Raw genomic sequence first — 25,332 nt, forward strand, 5'->3', positions numbered from 1 at the left:
GCCGGACCCGTCGCCGCGTTTCGGCGCGCTCACATCGTTTTCAACGCCGAGCGCTTGAGCTTGCCGGTTTCGGTTCTCGGCAGCGCGTCGAGGAACGCGATCAGGCGCGGGTACTTGTAGGCCGCCACCGCGTTCTTCACGAAGGCTTGCAGCTCGGCCACCATGGCCTCATTGCCCTCGAAGCCGGGGCGCAGCACCACGAACGCCTTCACCACCTGGCCGCGCAATTCGTCGGGCACGCCCGTCACGCCGCATTCCACCACGGCGGGGTGCTGCATCAGCACGGTCTCGATCTCGGGGCCCGCGATGTTGTAGCCCGACGAGACGATCATGTCATCGGCGCGCGCCTGGTAGAACACGTAGCCGTCGGCGTCGATGGTGACCGCGTCGCCAGGCAGATTCCAGCCGTCGCGCACGAACTTCTTCTGCCGCTCGTCGGCCAGATAGCGGCAGCCCGTCGGCCCGCGCACCGCGAGATTGCCGGTGACGCCGGGCGGCACCGGCAGCATGTCGTCGTCGAGCGCCTGCACCTCATAGCCTGGTACCGCGCGCCCGATCGAGCCGGGCCGCACCTCGCCGCCCGCCGAGGAAATGAAAATGTGGATCATCTCGGTGCCGCCAATGCCGTCGATCATTTCGATGCCGGTTGCCTCGCGCCACAAGTCCCGCGTCGCCTGCGGCAGCGCCTCGCCCGCGGATACGGTCTTGCGCAGGCTTGAAATGTCGTAGTCCTTCACGAGCGGCGCCATCTGCCGGTAGAAGGTGGGCGCGGTGAATACGATGGTCGCGCGAAAGCGCTCGATGGTTTGCAGCAGCAGCGCGGGCGTGAGCTTTTCGATCAGCACGGTCGAGGCGCCCACGCGCAGCGGGAAGCAGAGCAGGCCGCCCAGCCCGAATGTGAACGCGAGCGGCGGCGTGCCGCAAAACACGTCGTCTGCGGTGGGCTTGAGCACGTGGCGCGGGAACAGGTCGCACATGGCGATCACATCGCGGTGGAACTGCATGCAGCCCTTCGGCGTGCCCGTGGTGCCGCTCGTGAACGCGATCAGGCAGACGTCGTCGCTGGCCGTGTCGCATGCGGTGAACGCGGCGGGCTTGCTGGCCGCGAGACTTTCGAGGCTGCCGGGCGCATCGTCGTGGAAGTAGCGCACCTGGGCGAGGTTCGCGCAGAAGAATTCGTCGTCGGCCTGGGTGCAGCGCGCGAGCTCGTCGGCGAGGCGCACGTCGCACAGCGCCGCGTTCACGCTCGCCTTGTCGATGATCTGCCTGAGCTCCTTCGCGCGCAGCAGCGGCATGGTGGGCACCACCACGAGCCCGGCCTTCAACGACGCCAGCAGCGCAACGGCCATCTGCAGCGTATTGGGGCCGCGCAGCAGCACGCGGTTGCCGGGCTTCAGGCCCATGTCGTCCACCAGCACGTGAGCACTGCGGTCCACCAGTTCGCGCAATTGCGCATAGGTGGTCGCTTGCGGCTTGCCGTCGACCTCGGACCAGACGGCCGGGCGCGCCCCATGCCCGGCCTCGATGGCGCGGTCCAGCAACTCGGCCGCACAGTTCAGACGCGCGGGATAGGCGACGTCGGGATTGTCGAGAAGCAACGCGGGCCACTGCGATTCGGGCGGCAGGTTATCGCGTGCAAAGGTGTCGACGTGAGCGGTCGGTTGCATGGTGTCTCCGGCTTGGCTGCGAACAGCCTTGTAGGGTGTTCTGTTGCGTGGCTCTTGTTGGTCCGATTATGGGGTCGCTTATGGGGTCGATTATGGGCTCGCTTATTGGCTGGATAAGCGGGCATCGTCGGGAATCACGGCCGTGGCCTCGATCTCCACTTTCGCCTCGTCCTCCATGAGCGCGACCACCTGGATGGCGCTCATGGCGATGTCGTAGTCGCCGATCAGCTCGCGAAACGCCGCGCCGATCTCCTTGAGCGATGCCAGGTACTCCTTTTTGTCGGTGACGTACCAGGTCATGCGCACCAGATGCTCGGGCTTGCCGCCCGCTGCGTCGAGCACGGCCACGATGTTGCGCAGCGCCTGCACGGCCTGCGCGCCGAACTCGCTGCTCGTGAAGCGCGCGTTCTCGTCCCAGCCGATCTGGCCGGCGATATAGACCTGGGTGCCCACGGCGGCGACGCCGTTGGCATAACCGCGCGGCTTGACCCAGCCTGCGGGAAGAAGTGCTTTTTTCATGAGTGTTCCGTTTGGTAGGCCTTGAGCAGATCACGTCCGACGATCAGTTGCTGAACCTCGGTCGCGCCTTCGTAAATGCGCAGCGAACGAATCTCGCGGTAGAGCGATTCGACGATGTTGCCGCTTTGCACGCCCATGCCGCCCCAGAGCTGCACGGCGGCATCGATCACCTGTTGTGCGCCTTCGCTCGCATGCCACTTCGCCATGGCCGCTTCGCGCGTGACGCTCACGCCCTGGTCGCGTAGCCACGCGGCGCGATAGACGAGCAGGGCGCTGCTGTCGATGGTGAGCGCCATCTGCGCGAGCTTCGCCTGGGTGAGCTGAAAATCGCCGAGCGTCTGGCCGAACATCTGGCGCGACGCGGCGCGCGCGAGACCTTCGTCCATCGCGCGGCGCGCAAAGCCGAGCGACGCGGCGGCCACCGAGGTGCGGAAGATGTCGAGCGTGCGCATGGCGATCTTGAAGCCTTCGCCCGGCGCACCCAGCATCTGGCTCTTGTTCACGCGCGCGCCGGCGAAGCGCAGACGGGCGAGCGGATGCGGCGCGATCACGTCGATGCGCTCGGCAATCTCGAGCCCCGGCGTGTCGGCATCCACGACGAACGCGCTGATGCCGCGCGCGCCCGGCGCTTCGCCGGTGCGCGCGAACACCACGTAGAAGTCGGCGATGCCGCCGTTCGAGATCCACGTCTTCTCGCCGTCGAGCACGTAGTCCTGGCCGTCGGCGCGCGCGGCCAGCGCCATCGCGGCCACGTCGGAGCCCGCGTTCGGCTCGGAGAGAGCGAACGCGGCGATGGCTTCGCCGCTCGCGACGCGCGGCAGATAGCGCGACTTCTGCGCATCGCTGCCCGCGAGCGAGATCGCGCCCGAGCCGAGGCCCTGCATCGCCAGGGCGAAATCGGCGAGGCCCGAATGCTTCGCGAGTGTTTCGCGCAGCAGGCACACGGCGCGCGTGTCGATGGTGTCGCCATGGCCGCCCCAGGCGGTGCCGCCCACGCCGTAGCGCAGCCAGCCCGCCGCGCCCAGCTTGCGCACGAGTGTGCGGCAGGTATCGTCGACATTGTCGTGCGGCACATGCGCGAGATGCAGGCGTGACCACTCCTCGACGCCTTTTGCAAGCGCGCGGTGATGGTCTTCGAAGAACGGCCACGCGAGCGCGCCATGCAGGGTGTTGTCAGCGTTCACTGGCTCAATCTCCCTTGAAAACCGGACGCGTCTTCGCCGCGAAAGCGTCATACGCGCGGCCGAAGTCGCGCGTCGCCATGCAGATCGCCTGCGCCTGCGCTTCCGATTCGATCGCCTCGTCGATGCTCATGGTCCATTCCTGATGCAGCATCGTCTTGGTGATGCCGTGCGCGAAGGTCGGGCCCGCCGCGAGATCGGCCGCAAGCTTTTGCGCCTCCGCGAGCAGCACTTCCGGCTCGCACAGCCGGTTATAGAACCCCCAGGCGTGGCCTTCCTCGCCGCTCGCGGAGCGGCCCGTATAGAGCAACTCGGCCGCGCGGCCCTGGCCGATGATGCGCGGCAGGATTGCGCACGCGCCCATATCGCAGCCCGCGAGGCCCACGCGCGTGAACAGGAACGCAAGCTTGCTGCGCGCGGTGGCATAGCGCATGTCGGAGGCCATCGCGAGAATCGCGCCCGCGCCCGCGCACACGCCGTCCACGGCGGCGATGATCGGCTGCGGGCAATGGCGCATCGCCTTCACGAGGTCGCCGGTCATGCGCGTGAACATCAGCAGCTCGGGCATCGGCAAGTCGATGAGCGGCGCGATGATGTCGTGCACATCGCCGCCCGAGCAGAAGTTCTCGCCCGCGCCGTGCACCACGACGCTCTTCACATCGGTGGCGTAGGCGAGTTGGCGGAACAGGTCGCGCAACTCCGCATACGATTCGAACGTGAGCGGATTCTTGCGCTCGGGGCGGTTCAGCGTGATGGTCGCCACGCGGCCCTCGACCGACCAGCCGAAGTGCTTCGCCTCGTAGCCGGCCAGCGTCGTGCGGTTGCCCGCGAAGAGCGCATCCGCGCTGGAGCGTTCTGTCGTCAAGGTATGTCTCCTTTAGCTTGGAGCGCGCTCAGCCTTCGAGGCTGTCGCGCAGATGTTGCTTGAGCTTGCCGAGGCGCTCGTGCATCTTCGACTTCTCGTCGAGCGAGAGGCCGCCGAACATTTCCACCACCCACTGCTCGTGCGCGGCGGCCATGCGGTCGAACGCGGCGCGGCCCTCGGGCGTGAGGCGTACGGCAATCGAGCGGCGGTCCTCGGGGTCGGCGTCGCGCGTGACGAGGCCTTCCTTTTCCAGCTGATCGGTGATGCCGGTGACGTTGCCGCCCGTGACCATCAGGCGGCGCGAGAGCTCGGTCATCCGGAGTCCTTCGGGATGGCGTTCTAGCTGCGCCATCAAGTCGAAGCGCGGCAGCGTGGTGTCGAATTCGGTGCGCAGGCGGCGGCGCAGCTCGGCTTGCACGAGGTTGGTCGTGGTGAGCAGGCGCAGCCACAGGCGCAGGCCCATGTGGCTGTCGGCGCCGGTGCTCATCTCCATGTCGACGACGTTCTCCGCGAGCTTTTCGACGCCCTTGCGCGTCGTCTTCGCGGCAGGCGCCTTGCGCGGCTTCTGTTTCGGCACAGGCGAGGTCATGTGATTTCTCCACCGGAAACGGATATCGATTGCCCGGTGATCGCGGACGACCCGGGCGCGCACAGCCACAGCACCGCGTTGGCGACTTCTTCCGGCTGGACGAAGCGCTGCTGCGGGTTGTGACGCACGAGGATGCTACGCGCCTCGGCCTCGCTGCGCGAGGTCTTGCGCGTGATCTGGTCGAGCGAGGCCTGCAGCAGTTCCGTTTCCGTATAGCCGGGGCATACCGCGTTCACCGTCACGCCCTGCGTGGCGACTTCGAGCGCAAGCGCGCGCGTCATGCCGATCACGCCGTGCTTCGACGCGCAATACGCGGCCACATACGGATAGCCGACCTGGCCCGCCGTGCTCGCCACGTTGACGATGCGGCCGCTCTTGCGCGCGAGCATCGCCGGGATCGCGGCACGCGTGCAGAGGAACACGCCCGTGAGGTTCACGTCGAGCATGCGCTGCCAGAGATCGAGCCCGGTCTGGGCGAACGGCGAGGCAGTGGCCTGGCCCGCGTTGTTCACGAGGATGTCGATCGCGCCGAGGCCATCGGCAGCGCTCGCGAACGCATCGTGTACGGCGCGTTCGTCGGTCACGTCGACGCTCACGCAGGCGATGCGCTCGCCGGCTCCCAACGCCTCGCGCTGCGCTTGGAGCTTCACCGCGTCGCGGCCCATCAGCGTGACGCGCGCGCCCGCATGCAGCAGCGCGGCGGCCGTCGCCGCGCCGATGCCGCTGCCTCCGCCGGTCACCACGGCGTGCTGTCCTTTCAGCGTATCGTCGCTCATGCTCACACCGTGCCTTCCGCGCGCTGGGCGCGTTCGAGCGGAGAGAGCCCCGCAGCCGCGGCGGCGGCCGCGCGTTCGCGCTCGATGTTGCGTTCGAGCTGGGTCTTCGCCGCCGTGTACTGGTTCGGCCACTTCACGTCGAAGTAGCCGATCTTCGCGGCCTCGCCGAGCGTCCACGCCGGGTTGGCGAGGTGCGGGCGCGCCACCGCGCAAAGGTCGGCGCGGCCCGCCGCAATGATGCCGTTCACGTGGTCGGCCTCCGAGATTGCACCCACGGCGATGGTCGCGATGCCGGCTTCGTTGCGGATGCGGTCCGCGAACGGCGTCTGGAACATGCGGCCATACACGGGCTTTTCGTCCTTGCTCACCTGGCCCGACGAAACGTCGATCATGTCCGCGCCTGCCGCCTTGAAGGCACGCGCGATCTGCACGGCGTCGTCGGGCGTGATGCCGCCTTCGACCCAGTCATGCGCGGAAATACGCACGGAAATGGGCTTGTCGTCGGGCCATACGGCGCGAATCGCCCCGAACACCTGGAGCGGATAGCGCAGGCGATTCTCGAGCGAGCCGCCATATTCGTCGGTGCGCTGGTTCGTGAGCGGCGAGAGGAAGCTCGACAGCAGATAGCCGTGCGCGCAGTGCAGTTCGAGCCAGTCGAAGCGCGCCTCGGCGGCCATCTGCGTGGAGCGCACGAATTGCGCTTCGATTTCCTGCAATTCTTCCAGGCTGGCCGCGTGCGAATGCTGGCTCACGCCGCGCAAATACTGCTGCGGCGACGCGGAAACGAGCGGCCAGTTGCCCTCGTCGAGCGGCTGGTCGATGCCTTCCCACGCCACCCGCGTCGAGCCCTTGGCGCCCGAGTGGCCGAGCTGGATGCCGATCTTCGCATCGGAGTTCGCGTGCACGAAATCGACGATGCGCCGCCATGCGGTGAGATGCTCGGGCGCATACATGCCGGGGCAGGCGGGCGTGATGCGCGCTTCGGGCGACACGCAGGTCATCTCGGTCATTACGAGCGCCGCGCCGCCCATCGCGCGCGCGCCCAGATGCATCAGGTGATAGTCGCCGGCCACGCCGTCGCGCGCGGAGTACTGCGCCATCGGCGACACCACCACGCGATTCTTGAGCGTGACGCCGCGCACCGTGAACGGGGTGAACATCGGCGGCGCGGCGCGCTGGCCGGCTGCCGCGCGCGCATCCGCATCGACGCCCGCGCGCGCGGCAAGCCACGACTCGAAGCCGCCGAGGTAGTGCGCGTCGCGCTCGCGCAGGTTCTCGTGCGAGATGCGCTGCGAGCGCGTGAGCAGCGAATATGCGAACTGCTCGGGCTCGAACTTCGCGTAGCGGTCCACGTGCTCGAACCACTCCGTCGAATTGCGCGCGGCGTTCTGGATGCGCAGCACGTCCACGCTGCGCACGCTCGTGTAGTGATGAAGCGCGGCGCGCAGGTCGCCCGGATGCGCTTCCATGCTGTTGGCGAGCTCGATGGCGTCTTCGAGCGCGAGCTTGGTGCCCGAGCCGATCGAGAAGTGCGCGGTATGCGCAGCATCGCCCATCAGCACGACCGGCGTCTGCTTGCCGTTCGCGCTGGTCTTCCAGTGCACCCACTCGCGGCTCACCACGCGCGGGAAGCGGATCCATTGCGACGAGCCGCGCAGATGCGCCGCGTTCGAGCGCAGTTCATGGCCGTCGAGATAGCGCGCGAACAGCTTCTCGCAGAACACGATGCTGTCTTCCTTGCTCATTTCGTCGAGGCCCGCCGCCTTCCACACACGCTCGGGCGCTTCGACGATGAACGTCGAGGTGCTGTCGTCGAAGCGGTAGGCGTGCGCCTGGAACCAGCCGAATTCGGTTTCTTCGAAGGCAAACGTGAAGGCGTCGAACAGCTTCGAGGTGCCGAGCCACACGAAGCGGCAGTCTCGCAGATCGATGTCGGGCTGGTAGGTGGCCGCGTACTTCTGGCGCGTGGCGCTATTCAGGCCGTCGGCGGCGATGATGAGGTCGGCGTCCTGCACATCGTCGTCGCTCATCTGGGTCTCGAACACGAGCTTTACGCCGAGCTGCTCGCAGCGCGCCTGCAGGATGTTCAGCAGACGCTTGCGGCCGATGCCGCAGAAACCGTGACCCGACGAGCGAATCGAGCGCCCGCGGAAATGGATCTCGATGTCGTCCCAGTGATTGAACGCGTCGAGAATCTCGTCCGCGCTTTCCGGATCGGCCGCGCGCAGATTGCCGAGCGTCTGATCGGAAAACACCACGCCCCAGCCGAACGTGTCGTATGGGCGGTTTCTCTCGATCACCGTGATCTCGTAGTCCGGGTGACGACGCTTCATCAAAAGGCCGAAATAAAGTCCGGCTGGCCCGCCACCGATACAAACGATTCGCATGTTCGCTCCCTTGGTCAGTCTGCAGGGGCAGATTAGGCCGAATTACTTTAAGTGTCAAGTAATTGCACGAAGGACACCGGGAAAGCCCTGACGCGGGTGGGCAAAGAGCGGAACCTGCGGGCGCTCAGCGGAATATGCGATGCTGGAGGGCGTGCGAGTGGCGGACGGGTGCTTCGAGCCGGCACTGAATTCGCTTGGCGTAGCGGCTGCAGCGCCGAGTCATGACGAAACGCTTTCGCATTATCGCTGCCGTATAGCGCTGCGCAAATAATCAGTCATCCCGATGAAAGAGAAAAACCGTTCCAACCGGAGCCTTGATTGATGAGTCAGACATCGAAGCGATCGATCGAAATCGATTTTTTCCGCGGTTTCGCGTTGCTTGCCATCGCGCTCGATCACATGCCCGCCAGCATGCTGTCGCACGGCATGCTGCACACCTTCGCGTACTGCGATTCGGCCGAGGTGTTCGTGTTCGTGAGCGGGTACGTGTCGGCAGCGAGCTGGCTCGCAATCGCGGCGAAAAAGGGCGTGGGCGCTGCCAACCAGCGCTTCTTGCGGCGTGGGCGCGAAATCTATGCCGCTTATTTGTGCGCTGCTGCACTGATGCTGCTTTCGGGTGCAGCGGCTGTTGGATTGCGCGTGGATTCGCCGCTCGTCGCGGATTCAGGCTTTCAGCGCTTCGTCGCGCATCCGTTCGCAATGCTCGGCAATGTCGCGGTGTTTCGCGATCAGCCGTATCTGGCGGGGGTTTTGCCGCTCTACGTGATTCTCGTGCTCGCGCTGCCCGCGATCATGCCGCTCGCGCGGCGCGCGCCCGACGTCGCACTGCTGGGCAGCTTCGGCATCTGGCTGGGCGGCTGCTGGCTCGTGCGCTATCTGCCCGCCGTGCCCGGCTCGAACTGGCCATTCAATCCGTTCGCGTGGCAGGCGATGTTCGTGCTCGGCCTGCTGTGCCGGCTCTATCCGGTTTCGGCGGCGTTCCAGATTTCGCGTCTGGGCCGCGCGCTCACGGTGCTCGCGGGCGCGCATGTCGTGCTGTTCGCCGTGATGAAGCTGTTCGTCGACCTCGAGCCAGCGCCGGGCTACATGAAGCAGAACCTCGCGAGCCTGCGTATCGTGAGCTTTGGCGCGGTAGCCTGGTTGGCCGCGCAGGCCGTGCGGCTGGGCTGGATCGGCTGGCTCGCGCGGCGCTTGCCGGGCGTGGTCACGGTGGGCCAGCAGGGGCTCGTGTGCTTCGTTGGCGGCGCGCTCGTGTCGAATGCGATCGACACGCTGTTGCGTGCAACGCATGTGAGCGCTTTCTGGCCCGCGCGGCTCGCGGGCGATCTGCTGGCTATTGGCGCGCTGCTGGTGCTAGCCGGCGGCGCGCGGCGATGGAAGGGGGAGCGCTCGCGCGCCGCCCTCACGTGAAAGCGCAGCGCGCCCGCGTGAGCGACGCGCTGCGTCGACTGCCTTCAGTTCCTCGCGAGTTCGCGCACGTCGGCCGTTGGCGTTGCGCCGAACGCGTCGCTCAGCGCGTAATCGATCAGTTGCCGCGCCGCATGTCGCGGCGAAGCAAGCTGGCCGCTTTCCTTCAGTTGCTCGAAGCGCTCGCGCTGCGGGAACTGCTCGGTGCTGGTGGAGCGGATGGTGGCTTGCATGGCGGTGTCCACCACGCCCGGCGCGACGCTGCAGATGCGCACGTCGGGCCGCGCGTCTTGCGCCACCGCGCGAGCGTGATGATCGAGCGCGGCTTTGGTCGCGCAATAAATGCTCCAGCCCGCGTAGGCGTTACGCGCCGCGCCGCTCGAAATGTGCATGATGCGGCGCTCCAGCGCGTCGCCCGATGCTTCGCCCGAAGCCAGCGCGTTGGCAAGCATCAGCGGCGCCGCGACGTTGAGCGTGATCGCGCGAGCGATGGCGCCCGCGTGCTGGGCGCCGAGCGGCGCGATCGGCTCGACGGTGCCCGCATTGTTGAACAGCAGCACGCACTGCGCGCCGTGCGCGAACTGGCGCAGCGCGCCGCTCGCGAACCAGCGTTCGAGCGCGGCGCAATCGCCGAGATCGAGCGCGGCTTGCTGCAACTGCGCCGCGGACGACGACGGCTCGCGCGCGGCCAGCGTGGGATGCGCGCTGCGGCCAAGGCCGAGAACATCGATCTGGCGCTCCAGCAGCAGTTCTGCGAGGGCGGCGCCGAGTCCACGGGAATGGCCGGTCACGATAGCGCGGACGGGAGAGGAAGTCATGGTGGGAGCGGTCATGGTCAGCGGGAAAATGCGTGATGCGCATGGGCTGCGCCGGCATCGCGCGGAAGGTGTTTCGGGGCTTCGCATCAACCAGGCCGGTTGCGCCGGACGGTCTCGCGAGCCGGCCCGAAACCGGGGTCGCGCGTGCGGGATCCAAACAGGCCGCGCGAATTCGGTATCATAGCGTCCGATCCAATAAGGAAGAGATCTGGACGTGAAAGCCGCATCGCAACAACGCCGTACCCTGAGCTTCAAAGACGGGCTTCTGGAAATCAAGAAGAGCATGGGCCTGGGTACCGGACAACCTGCCGAAGAACACGCGCAGTCGCCGCAAGGCCGGCACGCGCCCAAAGGAAACCGGGCGGGCGCAAAGACCGAGCCGCAGAAGGGCGCTCAGGGGCAGCGGCGCGCGCAGGGCGCGCCCGGCCACAAGGGTCCCAAAGGCTCCCAGGGCAACAAGGGCCCCCGTCCCGCCGGCGCGGACGAGGCGCGCGGGCGCGCGCGTCCGCAGCAGCAGCGCGGCCAGGCGCACGGCAAGCCCGCTGGCGAGGGCGGCGAGGCGGCCGGCAACTCGACCGAAAAGCGTCATGACGCGCGGGGGCAGCAGGCCCGTCAGGCGCGCGGCCAGCGCGGCCCGCATGACGGCGAGCGCGGTGGTCAGCGCCAGCGTCCGGCGCGCCAGCAGCAGTCGATGGCCAATTTGAGCGAGACCGAAAAGGCGCGCATCGAACGCAATCGCCAGCTCAACGCGGTCTGGAACGTGTTCGCGAAGCACTATCCGGCATTCCGCGAGCGCTTGCCGCTGAAGATCGGCGTGGTCGAAGACCTCGTCGCGCGCCATCCCGATTACGAACGCACGCTAATCGTCGCCGTGCTCAAGCGCCACGTGAATCATCCGCGCTATCACGAGCGCGTGGCCGTTGGCGGCTCGCGTTACGAGCTCGATGGCAGCGCCTCGGAAGGCCCGGGCATCGACCCTTCGCACGTCGGCCGCGCCAAGGCCGCGCTCGCGCATCAGAAGGCCAAGGCCGAGGCGCGCGCCAAGGAGCAGCAAAACGCGCAGCAAGCGGCGCAAGCCGGGCAGGCTGCTGCGCCAGCAGCAGCCGATGCGGCCCCCGCGCAGGATCCGGCAGCGGCCGCGACGCAACCAGCGGCTGAACCGGCACAGGCGCAAGCCCCCGAAGCAGCCGGCGAAACGCCCGACAGCAACGGCGAAGCCCCCGCGACGCCCAGCTGATCGACAACGCAGAAGCGCTCCAGCCCCGGCATGGCCGATGCTGGACGCTCGATGCGGATTACCCCGGAATATCGATTCTCAGCGCGGCTGAACCGTCAGCGTTCGCGCGAGCGCGCGTGGGTGCGCGTTTCCAGCACGCCGCGCATGGCCGACGCCTCGGCAACCGGGGCGCTCGCCGCAGCGCGGGAAGATGCGGACGGCGATGCGGAATTTTGCGCCGCCACGGCCGCTGCAGTGCCGGCCGGCGACGAGCCGCTTGCGGGCATCGCGTCGTTCGTGTCGGCGGAGAATGCTCCGCTAAAGGTTGGCGGCGCATCCGTTGCGGCCGCCTGCGCTTGCGGCGCGCTCGCGGCATCGAGCACGCGGCTGAATTCGGCCGCGCGCACGCGGATCTTTTCCGCATAGGCTTTCGAGCCGCCGTAGTTCTTCATCGCCGCGTCGAGATCGCCGCCGGCCGCGCGCTGGTAGCCGTAGAGAATCGACGATCCCACATCGATATTGACCTCGGGATCCGTGAGGTCTTTCACGTTGCGCAGTAAATTGCGGTGCGCCGAGGGCACCACCTGCATGAGCCCGGTCGCGTTGTTCGAGCCGCGCGCCTTCTCGCGAAAGCGCGATTCGATCGAGATGATGGCGAGCAGCACCGCGGGCGGCAGCGAGTATTTTTCGGCTGCCGTGGTGACGGCCAGCGAGATCTGGGCAGCCTTGTCCTTGGCCAGTCCGAACTTCTGGCTCAGGTAGGCGGGGAGCTTCTTGTCGTCTGCTGGGGGCTGCTGGGCCGCCGCGTATTGCACGAGGCCAGGCAGCATGACGAGCAGGCAGAGTAACCGCCTCATGGCCGGTCCTTTCGTGAGTTTCGTGTACAAACAACAGGTGAACGAATGAAAGGCGCACAGTATAGCCGGCCAGAAAGAAACCCAGCCGGAGCGTGGCCCGGCTGGGTTTCTCAAAACGCGCTGCGCTGATGGCGCTCAGACTTTCTCGACGGAAGCCTTGTAGATTTCGTCGATGCTCTCGGCAAGCGCGGCATCGAATTGCGCATCGCTCATCTGCCGGGTCAGGTCGTTGATCAGCGCGCGCGAGAAGCTCGCGATCATGCCGTGATTGGCGGCCAGCCGACGGCACGCGTCGCTGCGCGTATAGCCGCCCGAGAGCGCGACCACGCGCACGACGCGCGGGTGGTCGATGAGCGGCTTGTAGAAGTCGGGCGTGTCGGGGATCGTCAGCTTGATCATGACGTTGCGCGAGGCGGGCAGGGCGTCGAGTCCCTCGACGAGTGCGTCGCGCAGCAGCGTTTCGGCCTGCGCCTTGTCCGGGGCCTTGATCGACACCTCGGGTTCGAGAATCGGCACGAGACCGCGCGCGCCGATCTGCTCGCCCACCTCGAACTGTTGCTTCGCGATGGCGGCGATGCCCGCAGGCGACGCGTGCTCGATCACCGAACGCATCTTGGTGCCGAAGATGCCAGCTTTCAATGCGCGCTCCAGCAAGGCGTCGAGGCCGGGCATCGGCTTCATGAGCCGCACGCCGTCGGCCTCGGCTTCGAGGCCCTTGTCGACCTTGAGAAAGGGCACCACGCCGCGCTCCTCCCAAAGGAATGCGGGCACCGGCTTGCCGTTCGCCTGGCCGTCCATGGTCTGCTCGAAGAGGATCGCGCCGATCACCTTCGCGCCCGTGAAGGCCGGCGCGCTAATGACGCGCACGCGCATCTCGTGCATGAGCCGGAACATCTCGGCGTCGCCGCTGTACTCGCTCTCCGGGATCCCGTATTGCCGTAGTGCGCCAGGCGTCGAGCCGCCGCTCTGGTCGAGCGCGGCAATGAATCCCGGCTTGGCGCGCATCTGCTGCAGCATCGTGTCGTTGGCCATGTTCAAACCTCCCGAAACAGGCGCCGGCGCTGCTCGCGCATGGCGCGGTTATTGGGGCCCGGTGGCGGGACCGGCGGTTGGGGCCAATTCAGGGAGTCCGATTCGGCCGCACCCGATCCGGTGAGTGTACTGGCGCAGCGCGGCAGCGTCTCGGCCGATGTGTGCGGCGGGGTCTTTTGGGCGCTTGTACGAATGTCGGCGTATCGTCAGCCGGTGTCGAGGTTGAAGCCGGATGCGGCGTTGAATGGCGCGCGCAGTCCGCCGCCCAGGGACACGCCGGCAGCCATCTGGCGCGGCAAGGGCTGAGTCAGACGAGCACTTGCGAGGGCGCCGACCGGTCGCTCGCGAGCAATGCGGAAAGCCGCCGTAGCCCCGCCTGCAGACGCGTGCGCTCGGCGGTTGCGCCCAGCGAGATGCGAATCGCGTTTGTCGGGCTACGGGTTGTGTCCATGCCTTGCTCGAATGCCGTGGACGGCGCCACGGCGAGGCCTTCGGCGCTCGCGGCCGCCGCGAGTTCGCGCGCCGGCCAGTAGCTCGGCAACTCGTACCAGAGATGAATGCCCGCGTTCTCGCCCGCTGCCGGGCCGAGCGCCTGCGCCGCCATGCGCTGGCGTGCCTGTGCCTCGGCGCGCACGCCTTCGAAGATATGCGTGGCCGTGCCGTCTTCGATCCATTGCAGGGCCAGCGCATTCGTGAGCGGCGCGGCCATGAGCGAGAACGTGCGCAGCGCGGCCAGCACGCGCGCGTGCGACGCGGTGTCGGGCATCGCGAGAAACGCTGTGCGCAGGCCGGGCGAGAGCGTTTTTGAGAGCGTGGAGAGGTAAGAGACCTGCGTCGGTGCGAGACGCGCGAGCGGCGCAGGCGCATCGGGCGCGAAGCGCCAGTAGGGATCGTCTTCGACAATGTGCAGGCCGCAGCGCGCCGCCACGCGCAGAATCGCGCGGCGGCGCGTCTCCGGCATGGTCGTGGCGGTGGGATTTTGCAGCGTGGGGTTCAGATACACGAGGCGCGCGACGTGCGGCCCGTTTTGGCCGGCCTGACGACAAGCGGCTTCGAGCGCGTCGGGAAGCATGCCTTCGGCGTCGGTCGCAACGGTTTCGAGTCGGCGCCCCAGTTGCGCGAGCGCGTGCGGCAGCCCCGGATAGACGAGCGGCTCGCTCAGCACCACCTCGCCCGGCCCGGTGAACGCGAGGATCAGCGCGGCCAGCGCCGCTTGCGCGCCGGGACACACCACCAGCTGCGCGGGGTCGATCTTGCCGAGCATTGGCTCAAGCCACTTCGCGCCCGTCGCGCAATCGGCCGCGCCGCCGCCGCCGAGGTGATAAGTCATCAGCAAGTCGGCATCGCTGCGCAGCAGCAGGCGCGAGAGGCCTTCGCGCAGCAACGCATTGGCATCGATGCCGGCCGGGGGAGGCGGGATGTTCATGCTCAGATTCACGCGCTGCCCGAGCGCCGCCCGCGGTGGCGCGATGAAGGTGCCGAGCGGTCCGCGCGCCACGATCAGCGCGCGCCGCCGCGCCTCGTTGAAGCCGCGCGTCACCGTGGTGAGATCGACGCTGAGCAGCGCCGCGAGCGCGCGCTGCGCGGGCACGCGCTCGCCCGGCGCCAGCGTGCCCTCGGCCACGGCGCGCTCGATGAAGTCGGCGAGCCGCAGATAGCGCGGACCGTTGCCGACCTGTAGAGCCGAGGCCCACGTCCTGGCCCAGGAAGCGGCGGTGATGTCCGGATCGATCCGGCCATTTTGCGTCATTTTGTCGCTGATGTATGCATGATGTCTTACTCTAGCATGCGGACACGAAGCGCGTAAATCCATACATTAAGGCTATGTATGGTTATCCGGGCGGTGCTGTTGGGCCGCCGCGGCGAAACGATGTGAGCACGTCTGGATGGGTTTGCGCGACTAGTCAACCATGGAACCCGACATGCGTACCTCGCACACACGAAGAGGGTCAGCCGTCGAAGCTGGCCCGCCACTTCCTCAATCTGACTCCTTAAGCTCATCCCCGCACCATTCCATACGTTCCGTCCGCACCGCCGCGACACTGTGCGGCGCAGCCGCGCTCTCGCTGCTCGGCGGCTGCAGCTCCGTGCTGCTCGACCCGAAAGGCGACATCGGCGTGCAGGAGAAAAACCTCATCCTGATCGCGCTCGGCCTGATGCTGCTCGTTGTGATTCCGGTGGTCGCGCTCACGCTCTGGTTCGCGTGGCGCTATCGCGCTTCGAATACGCGCGCGGCCTATGCGCCCAAATGGGCGCATTCCACTGCGATCGAAGTGGTGGTCTGGTCGATTCCCTGCATGATCGTGCTCGCGCTTGGCGTGCTGATCTGGCGCACGACGCATTCGCTTGATCCGTACAAGCCGATCGAATCACAGCAAAAACCCATCCGCGTGGACGTGGTCGCGCTGAACTGGAAGTGGCTCTTCCTCTATCCGGATTACGGCGTCGCCTCGGTGAACCAGCTGGCGATTCCGGTCGACACGCCCGTGTCATTCCGCCTGACCGCCGACTCGCTGATGAACTCGTTCTTCATTCCGCAGCTCGGCAGCCAGGTCTATGCGATGTCGGGCATGCAGACGCAACTGCATCTGATCGCGAACCATCCGGGCACCTACGCGGGCCGCTCGGCGGCGTTCAGCGGGGCAGGCTTCTCGGACATGCATTTCGACACGCTCGCCACGAACCGCGCCGGCTTCGACGCATGGATCGCGCGCGCGAAAGCCTCGCCCGCGGTGCTGAGCCGCAGTGCCTACATCCAGCTCGCGCAACCGGGCGAGAAGGCGCTTGTCGCTTTCTATTCGAACATCGCGCCGGGACTCTTCGACGGCGTAGTCGGCCAGTATATGCGCGGCGTTCACGGCAATCCGATCTGCGGCTCGGGCACGGGCGTGAACGGCATGAACGGCGTGAACAACCCGGCGCTCACCCGCGATCCCCGTGGCCTCGTGCCCACCACGTCGGCCGGTTCGGCCAGCGCGGCCCGTTCGACCACCTCGGCCCTCCTGGCAGCGGAGTAAACACATATGTTCGGAAAACTCACGCTCGATGCCGTTCCCTGGCACGAGCCGATCATCATGGGCACGGGCGCCGTCGTGGCGCTCGGCGGTCTTGTCCTGCTCGCCGCGATCACGCTCGCGGGGAAGTGGGGCTATCTGTGGCGCGAATGGCTCACCTCGGTGGATCACAAGCGCATCGGCATCATGTACATCGTGCTGGCGATCGTCATGCTGCTGCGCGGCTTCGCCGACGCGATCATGATGCGCGTGCAGCAGGCCATCGCCTTCAACGACGCAGCGGGCTATCTGCCGCCGCATCACTACGACCAGATCTTCACGGCGCACGGCGTCATCATGATCTTTTTCGTGGCCACGCCGCTCATTCTCGGTCTGATGAACGTGGTCGTGCCGCTGCAGATCGGCGCGCGCGACGTCGCGTATCCGTTCGTGAACTCGCTCTCGTACTGGCTCTCGGTGGTGGGCGCGGTGCTGGTGATGGTGTCGATGTTCGTCGGCGACTTCGCCGCGACGGGTTGGGTCGCGTATCCGCCACTTTCGGAGCTGGGCTACAGCCCGACTGCAGGTATGGACTACTACATATGGTCATTGCAGATATCGGGCCTTGGCACCACGCTCTCGGGCATCAACTTCATCGTGACCATTCTGCGCATGCGCGCACCCGGCATGGACCTCATGAAGATGCCCGTGTTCGTGTGGACGGCGCTCATCACCAACATCCTGATCGTCGCGGTGTTCCCGGTGCTTACCGGCACGCTCGCGCTGCTCACGATGGACCGCTATCTCGACATGCATTTCTTCACGAACGAACTCGGCGGCAACGCGATGATGTACATCAACCTGATCTGGGTGTGGGGACACCCCGAGGTATACATCCTGATCCTGCCCGCGTTCGGCGCGTTCTCGGAGATCATTGCGACGTTCTCGGGCAAGCCGCTGTTCGGCTACAAGTCGATGGTGTACGCGACGGCCTCGATCGGCATTCTCTCGTTCTTCGTGTGGCTGCATCACTTCTTCACGATGGGCTCGGGCGCGAACGTCAATGCGTTCTTCGGCATCATGACCACGATCATCTCGATCCCGACCGGCGTGAAGCTGTTCAACTGGCTCTTCACGATGTATCGCGGCCGCATTCGCTATCACAGCGCGACGCTCTGGACCATCGGCTTCATGGTGACCTTCGCCGTGGGCGGCATGACCGGAGTGCTGCTCGCCGTGCCGGGCGCGGACTTCGTGCTGCACAACTCGCTGTTCCTCGTCGCGCACTTCCATAACGTGATCATCGGCGGGGTGGTATTCGGCTGTCTTGCGGGCATCAGCTTCTGGTTCCCGAAAGTGTTCGGCTTCACGCTCAACGAGTTCTGGGGCAAGGTGTCGTTCTGGTGCTGGCTGATCGGCTATTGGCTCGCGTTCACGCCGCTCTACATCCTCGGCTTCGAGGGCATGACGCGCCGCATGAATCACTACGCGGTGCCCGGATGGCATCCGTGGCTGGTGGTGGCGCTCGTGGGCGCGGTGTTCGTGGGACTCGGCATCCTCGCCTTCATCATGCAGATCTACGTGAGCATTCGCGAGCGCGATGCGAACCGCGACCTCACCGGCGATCCGTGGGACGGCCGCAGCCTCGAATGGTCGACGGCCTCGCCCGCGCCGTTCTACAACTTCGCCGTGCTGCCGGCAATCACCTCGATGGAGCAACACTGGGACAACAAGGAAGCCGGCCGCGCGTACGTGCAGCCGCGCGCCTACGAAGACATCCACATGCCGCGCAACACGGGGGCGGGCTTCGTTATCGCCGCGTTCAGCCTGCTGTTGGGCTTTGCGCTCGTGTGGCACATGTGGCTGTTCGCGGCGTTGGGGCTCGCCGGCATGATCGCCACGTTCATCGTGCGCAGCTACGACCAGGACGTCGATTACTGGGTGCCGGCCGCGGAGGTGGCGCGCATCGAGGACGCGCGCTTCAGGCAGCTCGGCATCAAGCCACGCATTGAACAACCCGAGCAAATCGAGGAGATGGCTTAAACCATGGCTCACGCTGCACTATCTCACGCTCATGGCCACGCTCACGGCCATGATGACGGCACCAGGACCACGCTGGGGTTCTGGATCTACCTGATGAGCGACTGCCTCATCTTCGCGACGCTCTTCGCCACCTTCGGCGTGCTCGCGAATGCCACTGCGGGCGGCCCTGGCGCCAGGCAGCTCTTCGAACTGCCTTACGTGCTGTGCGAAACGCTGCTACTGCTCGCGAGCAGCGTCACGTTCGGCATGGCGATGCTGGGCCTGCACGCGCAGCGACGCGCGCAAGTGATCGTATGGTTGGCAATCACATTCGCGTTCGGCGTGGGCTTCATCGGCATGGAGGTGAACGAATTCGCGAAGCTCGTCGCCGATGGCGCGGGCCCGCATACGAGCGCGTATCTTTCGGCGTACTTCACATTGGTCGGTACGCACGGCCTGCATGTTTCGGCCGGTCTGCTGTGGATCGCGATCATGATGCATCAGACCTGGAAGTTCGGCCTCACCGGCGCGATCCGCCGACGCCTCGCGTGCCTGAGCATGTTCTGGCACTTCCTGGATCTCGTATGGATCTGCGTTTTCACCTTTGTTTATCTGCGAGGCATGCTGTGAGTTCACCCCACGTTACGCATTCGGGCAGCCACGACGGCAGTCACGACAATTCGCACGGCAGCCTCAAGAGCTATATGATCGGCACGATACTTTCGCTCGTGCTCACGCTCGCCTCGTTCGGGGTGGTGATGCTGCATGTGGTGCCGCCCAGGGCAGGGCTCGCGGCCATCGTCGTGCTGTGCGTTGCTCAGCTCGTCGTGCAGCTCGTGTATTTCCTGCATATCGGCGCCTCGCGCAGCCAGCGCGCGAACACCGGCATCTTCGTGTGCTCGGCTTTCCTGATTGCGGTGATCGTCGGACTTTCGCTGTGGGTCATGCACAACGCGAACGTCAACATGATGCCCACGCAGACGACCGTAGAACGCGCCATGGCGCACGACTAATCGGACGTTCACTCTTGTCCGTCCGGCAACGCGCTTCGCGCGCGTTGCCGGCCTCGGCTCAACATCGGCTCACATCGGCTCAAGCGGCCGCCAGAACCCTTGCCAGCCTGCGCATGCCCGCGAATACCGACTCGGCCACATCGAGTGGAAAGTCGCCGGGAAGCTGGGCAGCGACTTCGCCGATCACGCGTTCGGTTGCCCCGGCCACCGTCTCGATCATCGCCTCGACCTGCGCGACGGTGAACCCTACGCGCTGCCCCTGGGCGATCCAGTGGCGCGGCAGGATCTGCGCGATACGGTAGTGCGCGTTGCGCCCGCGCACGGCCATGGCGAGGCTCGCGCGCTGCGCCGGCAGCTGATTGCGCCCGCGCCCGATGATCGGATGCGCCGAGAGCACGTCGTAGAGCGGCGTGGCGGCGTAGCGGCTGCCCGGCAGATGCGCGATGCTGAAATTCTTGGCGTGGCCGTCAGTGGCCGCGAGCAGCCAGAACACCAGTTGCGCCATGAAGAAATGGCGGCGGTCGTCCTCGCGGCGCACGGAGCCGCCGAGCACCGTCATGACGCTCTCGATGCCGGGCCCGCCGTCCGCCTCGTATTTGTGCAGGCCCGGCGTGCCCGTGGCCTGGCACAGGTCCTCCTGCGGCAGGCGCACGATCCAGCGGCCATTGCGCGCCATGCGGCGGTCGAAGCGCTCGACCACGAGCGCCTTCGTGTCCTCGAAACGGGCGATCTCGCAGGGCGCGATCGGCAGCCCATAAGCCGCGACGATCTTCGCGCATAGCCATTCGTTCTCGACCGACGTGCGCATGTCGGCGCGCATGTTGCCGACGAGACCGAGCGGCAGCTTCAGGATGTGCGTGGTGGGCGTGCTGCCCATGGGCAGCAGCCAGCGGTTCTGGTGCCGCAGCAGGGCGGTTTTCTCCTGCGCGCCGGCAATCGAGAGGCGCAGATCGTCCACGCTCTCGTGCTCGCCGAACGGCGGCGCGGCGGTGGTGTCGCGCAGCAGCCGGGCGATGTCGGCCGTCGACAGCGGTTTGCCTTCGATGGTTTCGAGGCCCGCCGGCTCCTCGCCCGCAGGCAGCAGTTGCAGCGCGCCCACGCAGTCGCGCCCGAGCACGGCCAGCAACTCGAACGGCGTGGTGCTGGCCGTGCGGTAGCGCGCCGCGATGCGGCGCCGGATCCGCTCGCTATCGGGCAGCAGGTTGTCGAAGTAGTCGGCCACGGCGGCGCCGCGCAACGGCTGGTTGCCCGGCGTGAAGGGTAGTGAAAGCGAGAGCGGCCGGCCTTGCTCGTCATCGCGCCAGGTCTCGAAATACGCGAGGCGCTCCACGCCGCGCACGACCTCCCAGTACCCGACGGGCAGGCCGTTCATCCACAGGTCGAGCCGGTTCGTCTGACGGGGGCGCGCCATTACCAGTCCTCCCGTTTGCGCGGCTTCGCGCGGGGCTTTGGCGCCGCGGGCTTGGCCGCGGCGGGAGCGGACGCGCGCGTTGCGGCAGTTTGGGCGGGGCTTTTTGCAGCGCGCTTTTGCCCGGCTGGGCCGGCGGGCGCCGCCAAAGCCTCTGAGGACAGGCGCATTTCGACCGAGAACAACCGCAGGACGCGAAACAGCCGGTCGACGCTTGCGGACTCGGGGTGCGCTTCGAAGGCGGCATAGCTTTGCTGAGAGATGCCGAGGCGCTGCGCGACCTGTTCCTGGGTGAGGCCGGCTTGCTTGCGAAAGCCCAGCAGCATGGGACGCAACTGGCTGACGGTCTTGAGCGAATAGTCCACGCGAGGCTCCTGCTGCAGTGACGTGGCAAAGGACAGTTCACAGTCTATAGGCTGTAAATGTTAAATACAACCTTAAGACTGTAAATGAAAAATACAGGCTTCAGGTTGTATATGAAATTTACAGCCTTGAGACTGAAGCGGCGCGCTGCGGGAACACGCTGCGGGAACACGCCGCTGCCGGCGAGGCGCGGAGGATGAGTCAGACAAATAAATCATGAATTCCCGCAATCCAGGAATATGCGGGAAAACTAGAGGCGCGTGATCTTGACTGGATTGATATATTGCATGCATTCGGGGGCCCATCGCGCGAGCTGCACGTGCCTGCGGGCCTCCATCGTGTCCCTTGCGAGGAGCAGTCGTGGAGAACCATGGCGAATTACACCGGGCCATTCTGAACAACATCCCGGACCAGGCATGGCTGAAGGACACCGAGTCACGCTACGTCCTCGTCAATGAAGCGTTCATGGAAGCGTGCGGACGCCCCGAGCAGGACATCATCGGCCGCACGCCCGACCAGGTCTGGTCGCCGGAACTGGGCGAGGTATATCTGGACACCGACCGCGCGGTGCTCGAAAACGGCAAGCGCCGCCGCTACGAGGAGCGGCGCCCCGGCCCCAACGGCAAGCTGCTCTGGTTCGACACCGTCAAGATGCCGGTGCGCGGCGCGGACGGGCGCATCGTCGGCACGGTCGGCATCTCGCGCGACATCACCGACTTCAAGCGCACGGAAACGGAGCTGCGCGATTCGCGCTCGCAGTTGCGCGAGCTTTCCGCGTGGCTGCAGTCGGTGCGCGAAACCGAGCGTTCGCGCATTTCGCGCGAGCTGCACGACGAGCTCGGCCAGTTGCTGAGCGGGCTGCGGCTCGGCCTGAACTATCTGGAGACCCAGGCGCGCGCGCTGACCTTCGGGCAGATCGACCACATCGGCATGCTAAAGAATCTGGTGGACACCACCATGGACGCCGTGCATCGCATCGCGTCCGATCTGCGCCCGCCGGTGCTGGACGAGCTGGGGCTCCACGCGGCGCTCGAATGGCTGACCGAATCGTTCACGCAGCGCACCGGGCTGCCGTGCGACCTGCGGCTGAGCATGCCCGAGACGCTGCTGGGCGAGCTCGATGCGGAGCGCAGCACGGCCATCTTCCGCATCGTCCAGGAGTCGCTCACCAATGCGAGCCGACACGGGCGGGCCTCGCGCGTGGTGGTCGAACTCGACGCGCACGACGATCACTGCCACCTGGCGATTGCCGACAACGGCCGCGGCATGGACACCTCGCACGCCGCCAACGGACCGAGGCTCGGCCTGCTCGGCATGCGCGAGCGCGCGCTGATGCTGGGCGGGCAACTGGACGTCACGAGCCGCCCCGGCCACGGCACGCGCGTGAGCGCCCGCATTCCGCTGCACGCTTCACCCGCGGAGCCGGCTTCGGGCCCGCTTGCCAACCCTCTAGCCAACCCGCTTGCCAACCCCGCCGCAAACGCAGTTGCCAACGACGCGAGCCCATCATGCGCATCATGATCGCCGACGACCACGCGATCATTCGCGACGGTCTGAAACGCATCCTCTCCACGGTGCCCGACATGGAGGTGGCGGCGGAAGCCGTCGACGGCACCGACGTCGTCGAGCAACTGCGCAGCACGGCCGTCGACGTGCTGCTGCTCGACATGTCGATGCCGGGCAAGAGCGGCATCGCGTTGATCCAGCAGATCAAGGCCAGCCACCCGGCGCTGCCGGTACTGGTCCTGAGCATGTACCGCGAGTCGCAATACGCGGTTCAGGCGATCCGCGCGGGCGCGGCTGGGTATCTGACCAAGAACGCCGAGTCCGACCAGTTGATCGGCGCGATACGCAAGGTCGCCCGGGGCGGCACGATCGTCTCGGCGCTGGTGGCCGAGAAGCTGGTCAAGCAGTTGCAGCAGCCCGCCAGCGCGTTTCCTCACACGTTTCTCACGCCGCGCGAGTTCCAGATCTTCCAGATGCTCGTCGAGGGCAGCAGCATCAACGACATCGCGCACAGCCTCTCGCTGTCGAGCAAAACCGTCAGCACGCACAAGGCCAACATCCTCGACAAGATGGAGATCCCGTCGACCGCCGGGCTCGTCCATTACGCCATCCAGCACGGTCTCGTCTTCGCGGGCACGGATACCTGAGTCCGGCAGCCGCTTTGTGCGGTGCGTCTCGGAAAATCCCTGGACCAAAACCAGCCGATCCCGATGCCAGGCGCACAGCCGCACGCCTAATCTGTCTATAACGCGCAAGTCGTTGCGGACCGCCGCCAGGCAGGGCCGCAGCGCCTGCCCGCCGCGCCGGGCAGTGACCGCGCACGCTCCCGGCCGACCCATTACGTAAGGAGACCCAATCATGCATGTGGACCTTCTGATCAACAACGTCTGCGTTCGCGACGATGAACCGCCCGTCGACATCGCCATTCGCGACGGCCGCATCGTGGCGCTCGAAGCAGGCATCGACGCAACGGCCGACGAGATTATCGACGCGGGCGGGCGCGCGGCCATTCCGGGGTTGATCGAGGCGCACCTGCATCTCGACAAGGCCCTTTTGCACCGCCGGCTGCCGGCCCGCTTCGGCACGCTCGACGAGGCGATTCGCGTGACGGGCGTGCTCAAGAGCAAGCAGGAGCGCAACGACGTGCTCGATCGTTCGCGCCAGGTGCTCGACATGGCGGTGAAGAACGGCACCGTTGCCGTGCGCGCGCACCCCGACGTCGACCTGATCCAAGGCTTGATCGGCGTGGAGACGTTGCTCGAGCTGAAAGGCGAATACGAAGATTTGCTCGACCTGCAGATCGTGGCGTTTCCGCAGGAGGGCATTCTCAAGTCCCAGGGCACCCACGAGCTGATGGTCGAAGCCTTGCAGATGGGTGCGGATGTGGTTGGTGGTTGCCCATACAACGAACTCAACTGGGTCGACACGCAGCGCCATATCGACATGGTGTTCGAGCTCGCGCAGCGCTTCGACCTGCCGGTCGACATGCATGCCGACTTCGCCGACGACACCACCGACCCGCGCTTCGCCGCGATTTCATATATCGCGCAGAAGACCATCGAGACCGGCTACCAGGGGCGGGTGGCGCTCGGACACGTCACGAGCCTCGGCGCCCTCGACGACGAGGCGCTCAAGCCGGTGATCGAGCGCATGCGCGAAGCGGGCATCAGCATCGTGACGCTGCCGGCCACCGACCTCTATCTGGGCGGCCGCAAGGACACGCACAACCAGCGGCGCGGCCTCACGCCCGTCAAGGCCTTGTATAACGCGGGCGTCAACGTCGCCTATTCGTCGAACAACGTGCGCAACGCGTTCACGCCGTTCGGCAAGGCCGACATGCTGCAGATCGGCAACATGCTCGCGCACGTGGCCCAATTCGGCGTGCCGGAGCATCAGCAGGCGATTCTGGACATGGGCACGCGCAACGCCGCGCGCGCGATCGGGATCGAGCACGGCTACGGCATCGCGGTGGGCAAGCAAGCCGATCTCGTCATTCTCGACACTTTCCGGGTGGCCGATGCGCTGCTCGACATCCCGCCGCGGCTGTGGGTCATCAAGCGCGGCCGCATTACGGTGGTCACCACGCACCACTGCGAAATCCACCGGCATTCGTGTTGCTGTGCCTGACGTGAACAGAACCTGAACGTTCAATCGAAAACTCAAGGAGACGAGCATGAAGAAGCTACCCGCGGAAGTCGTCGCATCAGCCCTTGCAGTCACGACGATACCGATCGCCATGTTGCCGCTGCACTTGCCGCCGTGGGCCATTTTCATCAGCTGGGCCGCGACCTTCGCGATGGGCGGGCCGAGCGCCAGGAACCTCAAGCGCATCTGGCCCACCTTGCCGGTCGGATCGTTCTTCGCATTCCTGATCGTTCTCTGCTTCGAGCAGGCGGCGCGGCAATTCAGCGGCAACACGCTGCTGCTCGCGCAAATGGCGATCCTCTTCACGCTGAACGGCCTGATGATGTCGCTGGCCCGCCAGTTCGTCATGTTCAATTTCATCCCGGGCATGTTCTTCGGATTCGCGACGTACTTCGGCACGCTGTTCGGCGGCTTTGGTCCGGTTGCGCACAACCCGTTCATGGCCTTGTTTGCGGCGATTGCGATGAACGCGCTCGGACCGGCCTATGCGTGGGTGAAGGAGCGCTATTCGGCGCCCGAAGTCACCACGCACCGCTGGTGGAAGGGCTGGAAGCCGGAAGTCTGACGG

Annotated in this window: 23 protein-coding genes; 10 read left to right on the forward strand and 13 right to left on the reverse strand. The window is 66.3% G+C overall.

The window, feature by feature from the left end:
• Positions 1-29: 29 nt before the first annotated feature.
• The 7 genes from P5W98_RS15220 to P5W98_RS15250 form a co-directional block, all read right to left on the reverse strand.
• Positions 30-1,667: an AMP-binding protein gene (locus P5W98_RS15220; RefSeq protein WP_421025471.1), complete on the reverse strand. Its 1,638-nt coding sequence runs from the start codon at positions 1,665-1,667 to the stop codon at positions 30-32.
• A 102-nt stretch (positions 1,668-1,769) separates the two neighbouring features.
• Positions 1,770-2,186, reverse strand: coding sequence for a RidA family protein (locus P5W98_RS15225; RefSeq protein ID WP_421025470.1), 417 nt, complete (start codon positions 2,184-2,186; stop codon positions 1,770-1,772).
• Positions 2,183-3,370: an acyl-CoA dehydrogenase family protein gene (locus tag P5W98_RS15230; RefSeq protein ID WP_421025469.1), complete on the reverse strand. Its 1,188-nt coding sequence runs from the start codon at positions 3,368-3,370 to the stop codon at positions 2,183-2,185. Before P5W98_RS15230 ends, P5W98_RS15225 begins: the two co-directional genes overlap by 4 nt.
• A 4-nt stretch (positions 3,371-3,374) precedes the next feature.
• Positions 3,375-4,232: an enoyl-CoA hydratase family protein gene (locus P5W98_RS15235; RefSeq protein ID WP_421025468.1), complete on the reverse strand. Its 858-nt coding sequence runs from the start codon at positions 4,230-4,232 to the stop codon at positions 3,375-3,377.
• 28 nt (positions 4,233-4,260) lie between these two features.
• A complete protein-coding gene (locus P5W98_RS15240; protein WP_421025467.1) occupies positions 4,261-4,821 on the reverse strand; it encodes a MarR family winged helix-turn-helix transcriptional regulator in 561 nt (186 codons plus the stop codon).
• Positions 4,818-5,597: an SDR family NAD(P)-dependent oxidoreductase gene (locus tag P5W98_RS15245; protein ID WP_421025466.1), complete on the reverse strand. Its 780-nt coding sequence runs from the start codon at positions 5,595-5,597 to the stop codon at positions 4,818-4,820. Before P5W98_RS15245 ends, P5W98_RS15240 begins: the two co-directional genes overlap by 4 nt.
• Positions 5,598-5,599: 2 nt before the next feature.
• A complete protein-coding gene (locus P5W98_RS15250; protein ID WP_421025465.1) occupies positions 5,600-7,984 on the reverse strand; it encodes a bifunctional salicylyl-CoA 5-hydroxylase/oxidoreductase in 2,385 nt (794 codons plus the stop codon).
• A 321-nt stretch (positions 7,985-8,305) separates the two neighbouring features.
• Here P5W98_RS15250 and opgC point away from each other — a divergent pair, with 321 nt between their 5' ends.
• Positions 8,306-9,394: an OpgC domain-containing protein gene (gene opgC / locus P5W98_RS15255; protein ID WP_421025464.1), complete on the forward strand. Its 1,089-nt coding sequence runs from the start codon at positions 8,306-8,308 to the stop codon at positions 9,392-9,394.
• Positions 9,395-9,438: 44 nt separating this feature from the next.
• On the opposite strand, the gene P5W98_RS15260 is transcribed toward opgC, so the two are convergent.
• Entirely contained in the window at positions 9,439-10,209 is a 771-nt protein-coding gene (locus P5W98_RS15260) for an SDR family oxidoreductase (RefSeq protein ID WP_421025463.1), read from the reverse strand.
• A gap of 214 nt (positions 10,210-10,423) precedes the next feature.
• Here P5W98_RS15260 and P5W98_RS15265 point away from each other — a divergent pair, with 214 nt between their 5' ends.
• Complete coding sequence (locus tag P5W98_RS15265) at positions 10,424-11,446, forward strand: ProQ/FINO family protein (RefSeq protein ID WP_421025462.1); 1,023 nt, start codon at positions 10,424-10,426, stop codon at positions 11,444-11,446.
• A 95-nt stretch (positions 11,447-11,541) separates the two neighbouring features.
• Here the strand turns inward: P5W98_RS15265 and P5W98_RS15270 are convergent, their stop codons facing one another.
• The 3 genes from P5W98_RS15270 to P5W98_RS15280 form a co-directional block, all read right to left on the reverse strand.
• On the reverse strand, positions 11,542-12,282 hold the full coding sequence (locus P5W98_RS15270) for a transglycosylase SLT domain-containing protein (protein ID WP_421025461.1): 741 nt from the start codon (positions 12,280-12,282) through the stop codon (positions 11,542-11,544).
• A 135-nt stretch (positions 12,283-12,417) separates the two neighbouring features.
• The gene (locus tag P5W98_RS15275) at positions 12,418-13,314 is read right to left on the reverse strand and encodes a fructose bisphosphate aldolase (RefSeq protein ID WP_421025460.1); all 897 of its coding nucleotides are present in this window, start codon (positions 13,312-13,314) and stop codon (positions 12,418-12,420) included.
• A 307-nt stretch (positions 13,315-13,621) separates the two neighbouring features.
• On the reverse strand, positions 13,622-15,064 hold the full coding sequence (locus P5W98_RS15280) for a PLP-dependent aminotransferase family protein (protein WP_421025459.1): 1,443 nt from the start codon (positions 15,062-15,064) through the stop codon (positions 13,622-13,624).
• 337 nt (positions 15,065-15,401) lie between these two features.
• Here P5W98_RS15280 and cyoA point away from each other — a divergent pair, with 337 nt between their 5' ends.
• From cyoA to cyoD, 4 genes are all read left to right on the forward strand, one after another.
• Entirely contained in the window at positions 15,402-16,331 is a 930-nt protein-coding gene (cyoA, locus tag P5W98_RS15285; RefSeq protein WP_421025458.1) for a ubiquinol oxidase subunit II, read from the forward strand.
• Between the two features lie 6 nt (positions 16,332-16,337).
• On the forward strand, positions 16,338-18,350 hold the full coding sequence (gene cyoB / locus P5W98_RS15290; protein ID WP_421025457.1) for a cytochrome o ubiquinol oxidase subunit I: 2,013 nt from the start codon (positions 16,338-16,340) through the stop codon (positions 18,348-18,350).
• A 3-nt stretch (positions 18,351-18,353) separates the two neighbouring features.
• Positions 18,354-18,959, forward strand: coding sequence for a cytochrome o ubiquinol oxidase subunit III (gene cyoC, locus P5W98_RS15295; RefSeq protein ID WP_421025456.1), 606 nt, complete (start codon positions 18,354-18,356; stop codon positions 18,957-18,959).
• Positions 18,960-19,033: 74 nt separating this feature from the next.
• A complete protein-coding gene (cyoD, locus tag P5W98_RS15300) occupies positions 19,034-19,342 on the forward strand; it encodes a cytochrome o ubiquinol oxidase subunit IV (protein ID WP_434716981.1) in 309 nt (102 codons plus the stop codon).
• A 79-nt stretch (positions 19,343-19,421) separates the two neighbouring features.
• On the opposite strand, the gene P5W98_RS15305 is transcribed toward cyoD, so the two are convergent.
• Complete coding sequence (locus tag P5W98_RS15305) at positions 19,422-20,753, reverse strand: type II toxin-antitoxin system HipA family toxin (protein WP_421025454.1); 1,332 nt, start codon at positions 20,751-20,753, stop codon at positions 19,422-19,424.
• Positions 20,753-21,076 (reverse strand): helix-turn-helix domain-containing protein, encoded by a 324-nt coding sequence (locus P5W98_RS15310; protein ID WP_421027004.1) that lies wholly within the window; start codon positions 21,074-21,076, stop codon positions 20,753-20,755. Before P5W98_RS15310 ends, P5W98_RS15305 begins: the two co-directional genes overlap by 1 nt.
• A 397-nt stretch (positions 21,077-21,473) precedes the next feature.
• Between P5W98_RS15310 and P5W98_RS15315 the strand changes: the two genes are divergently transcribed.
• The 4 genes from P5W98_RS15315 to P5W98_RS15330 all read left to right on the forward strand — a co-directional run bounded on the left by P5W98_RS15315 (position 21,474) and on the right by P5W98_RS15330 (position 25,329).
• Positions 21,474-22,634, forward strand: a complete 1,161-nt coding sequence (locus tag P5W98_RS15315; RefSeq protein WP_421025453.1) for a PAS domain-containing sensor histidine kinase — start codon at positions 21,474-21,476, stop codon at positions 22,632-22,634.
• Complete coding sequence (locus P5W98_RS15320) at positions 22,619-23,266, forward strand: response regulator (protein ID WP_421027003.1); 648 nt, start codon at positions 22,619-22,621, stop codon at positions 23,264-23,266. The genes P5W98_RS15315 and P5W98_RS15320 overlap by 16 nt, the downstream gene beginning before the upstream one ends.
• A 211-nt stretch (positions 23,267-23,477) precedes the next feature.
• Positions 23,478-24,746 carry an amidohydrolase family protein gene (locus P5W98_RS15325; protein ID WP_421025452.1) on the forward strand — a complete coding sequence of 423 codons (1,269 nt, stop codon included), beginning with the start codon at positions 23,478-23,480 and terminating at the stop codon, positions 24,744-24,746.
• A 46-nt stretch (positions 24,747-24,792) separates the two neighbouring features.
• Positions 24,793-25,329: a DUF1097 domain-containing protein gene (locus tag P5W98_RS15330; protein WP_421025451.1), complete on the forward strand. Its 537-nt coding sequence runs from the start codon at positions 24,793-24,795 to the stop codon at positions 25,327-25,329.
• The last annotated feature ends 3 nt before the right edge of the window (positions 25,330-25,332 follow it).

Source organism: Paraburkholderia sp. A1BS-2L, assembly GCF_051125205.1.
Lineage (GTDB): Bacteria > Pseudomonadota > Gammaproteobacteria > Burkholderiales > Burkholderiaceae > Paraburkholderia.

Excerpts from the sequence above, each read along its gene's own strand:
- P5W98_RS15220 (WP_421025471.1), bottom strand. The coding sequence starts at position 1,667 with ATGCAACCGACCGCTCACGTCGACACCTTTGCACGCGATAACCTGCCG.
- P5W98_RS15225 (WP_421025470.1), bottom strand. The coding sequence starts at position 2,186 with ATGAAAAAAGCACTTCTTCCCGCAGGCTGGGTCAAGCCGCGCGGTTAT.
- P5W98_RS15240 (WP_421025467.1), bottom strand. The coding sequence starts at position 4,821 with ATGACCTCGCCTGTGCCGAAACAGAAGCCGCGCAAGGCGCCTGCCGCG.
- P5W98_RS15245 (WP_421025466.1), bottom strand. The coding sequence starts at position 5,597 with ATGAGCGACGATACGCTGAAAGGACAGCACGCCGTGGTGACCGGCGGA.
- P5W98_RS15250 (WP_421025465.1), bottom strand. The coding sequence starts at position 7,984 with ATGCGAATCGTTTGTATCGGTGGCGGGCCAGCCGGACTTTATTTCGGC.
- opgC (WP_421025464.1), top strand. The coding sequence starts at position 8,306 with ATGAGTCAGACATCGAAGCGATCGATCGAAATCGATTTTTTCCGCGGT.
- P5W98_RS15260 (WP_421025463.1), bottom strand. The coding sequence starts at position 10,209 with ATGACTTCCTCTCCCGTCCGCGCTATCGTGACCGGCCATTCCCGTGGA.
- P5W98_RS15270 (WP_421025461.1), bottom strand. The coding sequence starts at position 12,282 with ATGAGGCGGTTACTCTGCCTGCTCGTCATGCTGCCTGGCCTCGTGCAA.
- P5W98_RS15275 (WP_421025460.1), bottom strand. The coding sequence starts at position 13,314 with ATGGCCAACGACACGATGCTGCAGCAGATGCGCGCCAAGCCGGGATTC.
- P5W98_RS15280 (WP_421025459.1), bottom strand. The coding sequence starts at position 15,064 with ATGACGCAAAATGGCCGGATCGATCCGGACATCACCGCCGCTTCCTGG.
- cyoB (WP_421025457.1), top strand. The coding sequence starts at position 16,338 with ATGTTCGGAAAACTCACGCTCGATGCCGTTCCCTGGCACGAGCCGATC.
- cyoC (WP_421025456.1), top strand. The coding sequence starts at position 18,354 with ATGGCTCACGCTGCACTATCTCACGCTCATGGCCACGCTCACGGCCAT.
- cyoD (WP_434716981.1), top strand. The coding sequence starts at position 19,034 with ATGATCGGCACGATACTTTCGCTCGTGCTCACGCTCGCCTCGTTCGGG.
- P5W98_RS15305 (WP_421025454.1), bottom strand. The coding sequence starts at position 20,753 with ATGGCGCGCCCCCGTCAGACGAACCGGCTCGACCTGTGGATGAACGGC.
- P5W98_RS15310 (WP_421027004.1), bottom strand. The coding sequence starts at position 21,076 with ATGCTGCTGGGCTTTCGCAAGCAAGCCGGCCTCACCCAGGAACAGGTC.
- P5W98_RS15325 (WP_421025452.1), top strand. The coding sequence starts at position 23,478 with ATGCATGTGGACCTTCTGATCAACAACGTCTGCGTTCGCGACGATGAA.
- P5W98_RS15330 (WP_421025451.1), top strand. The coding sequence starts at position 24,793 with ATGAAGAAGCTACCCGCGGAAGTCGTCGCATCAGCCCTTGCAGTCACG.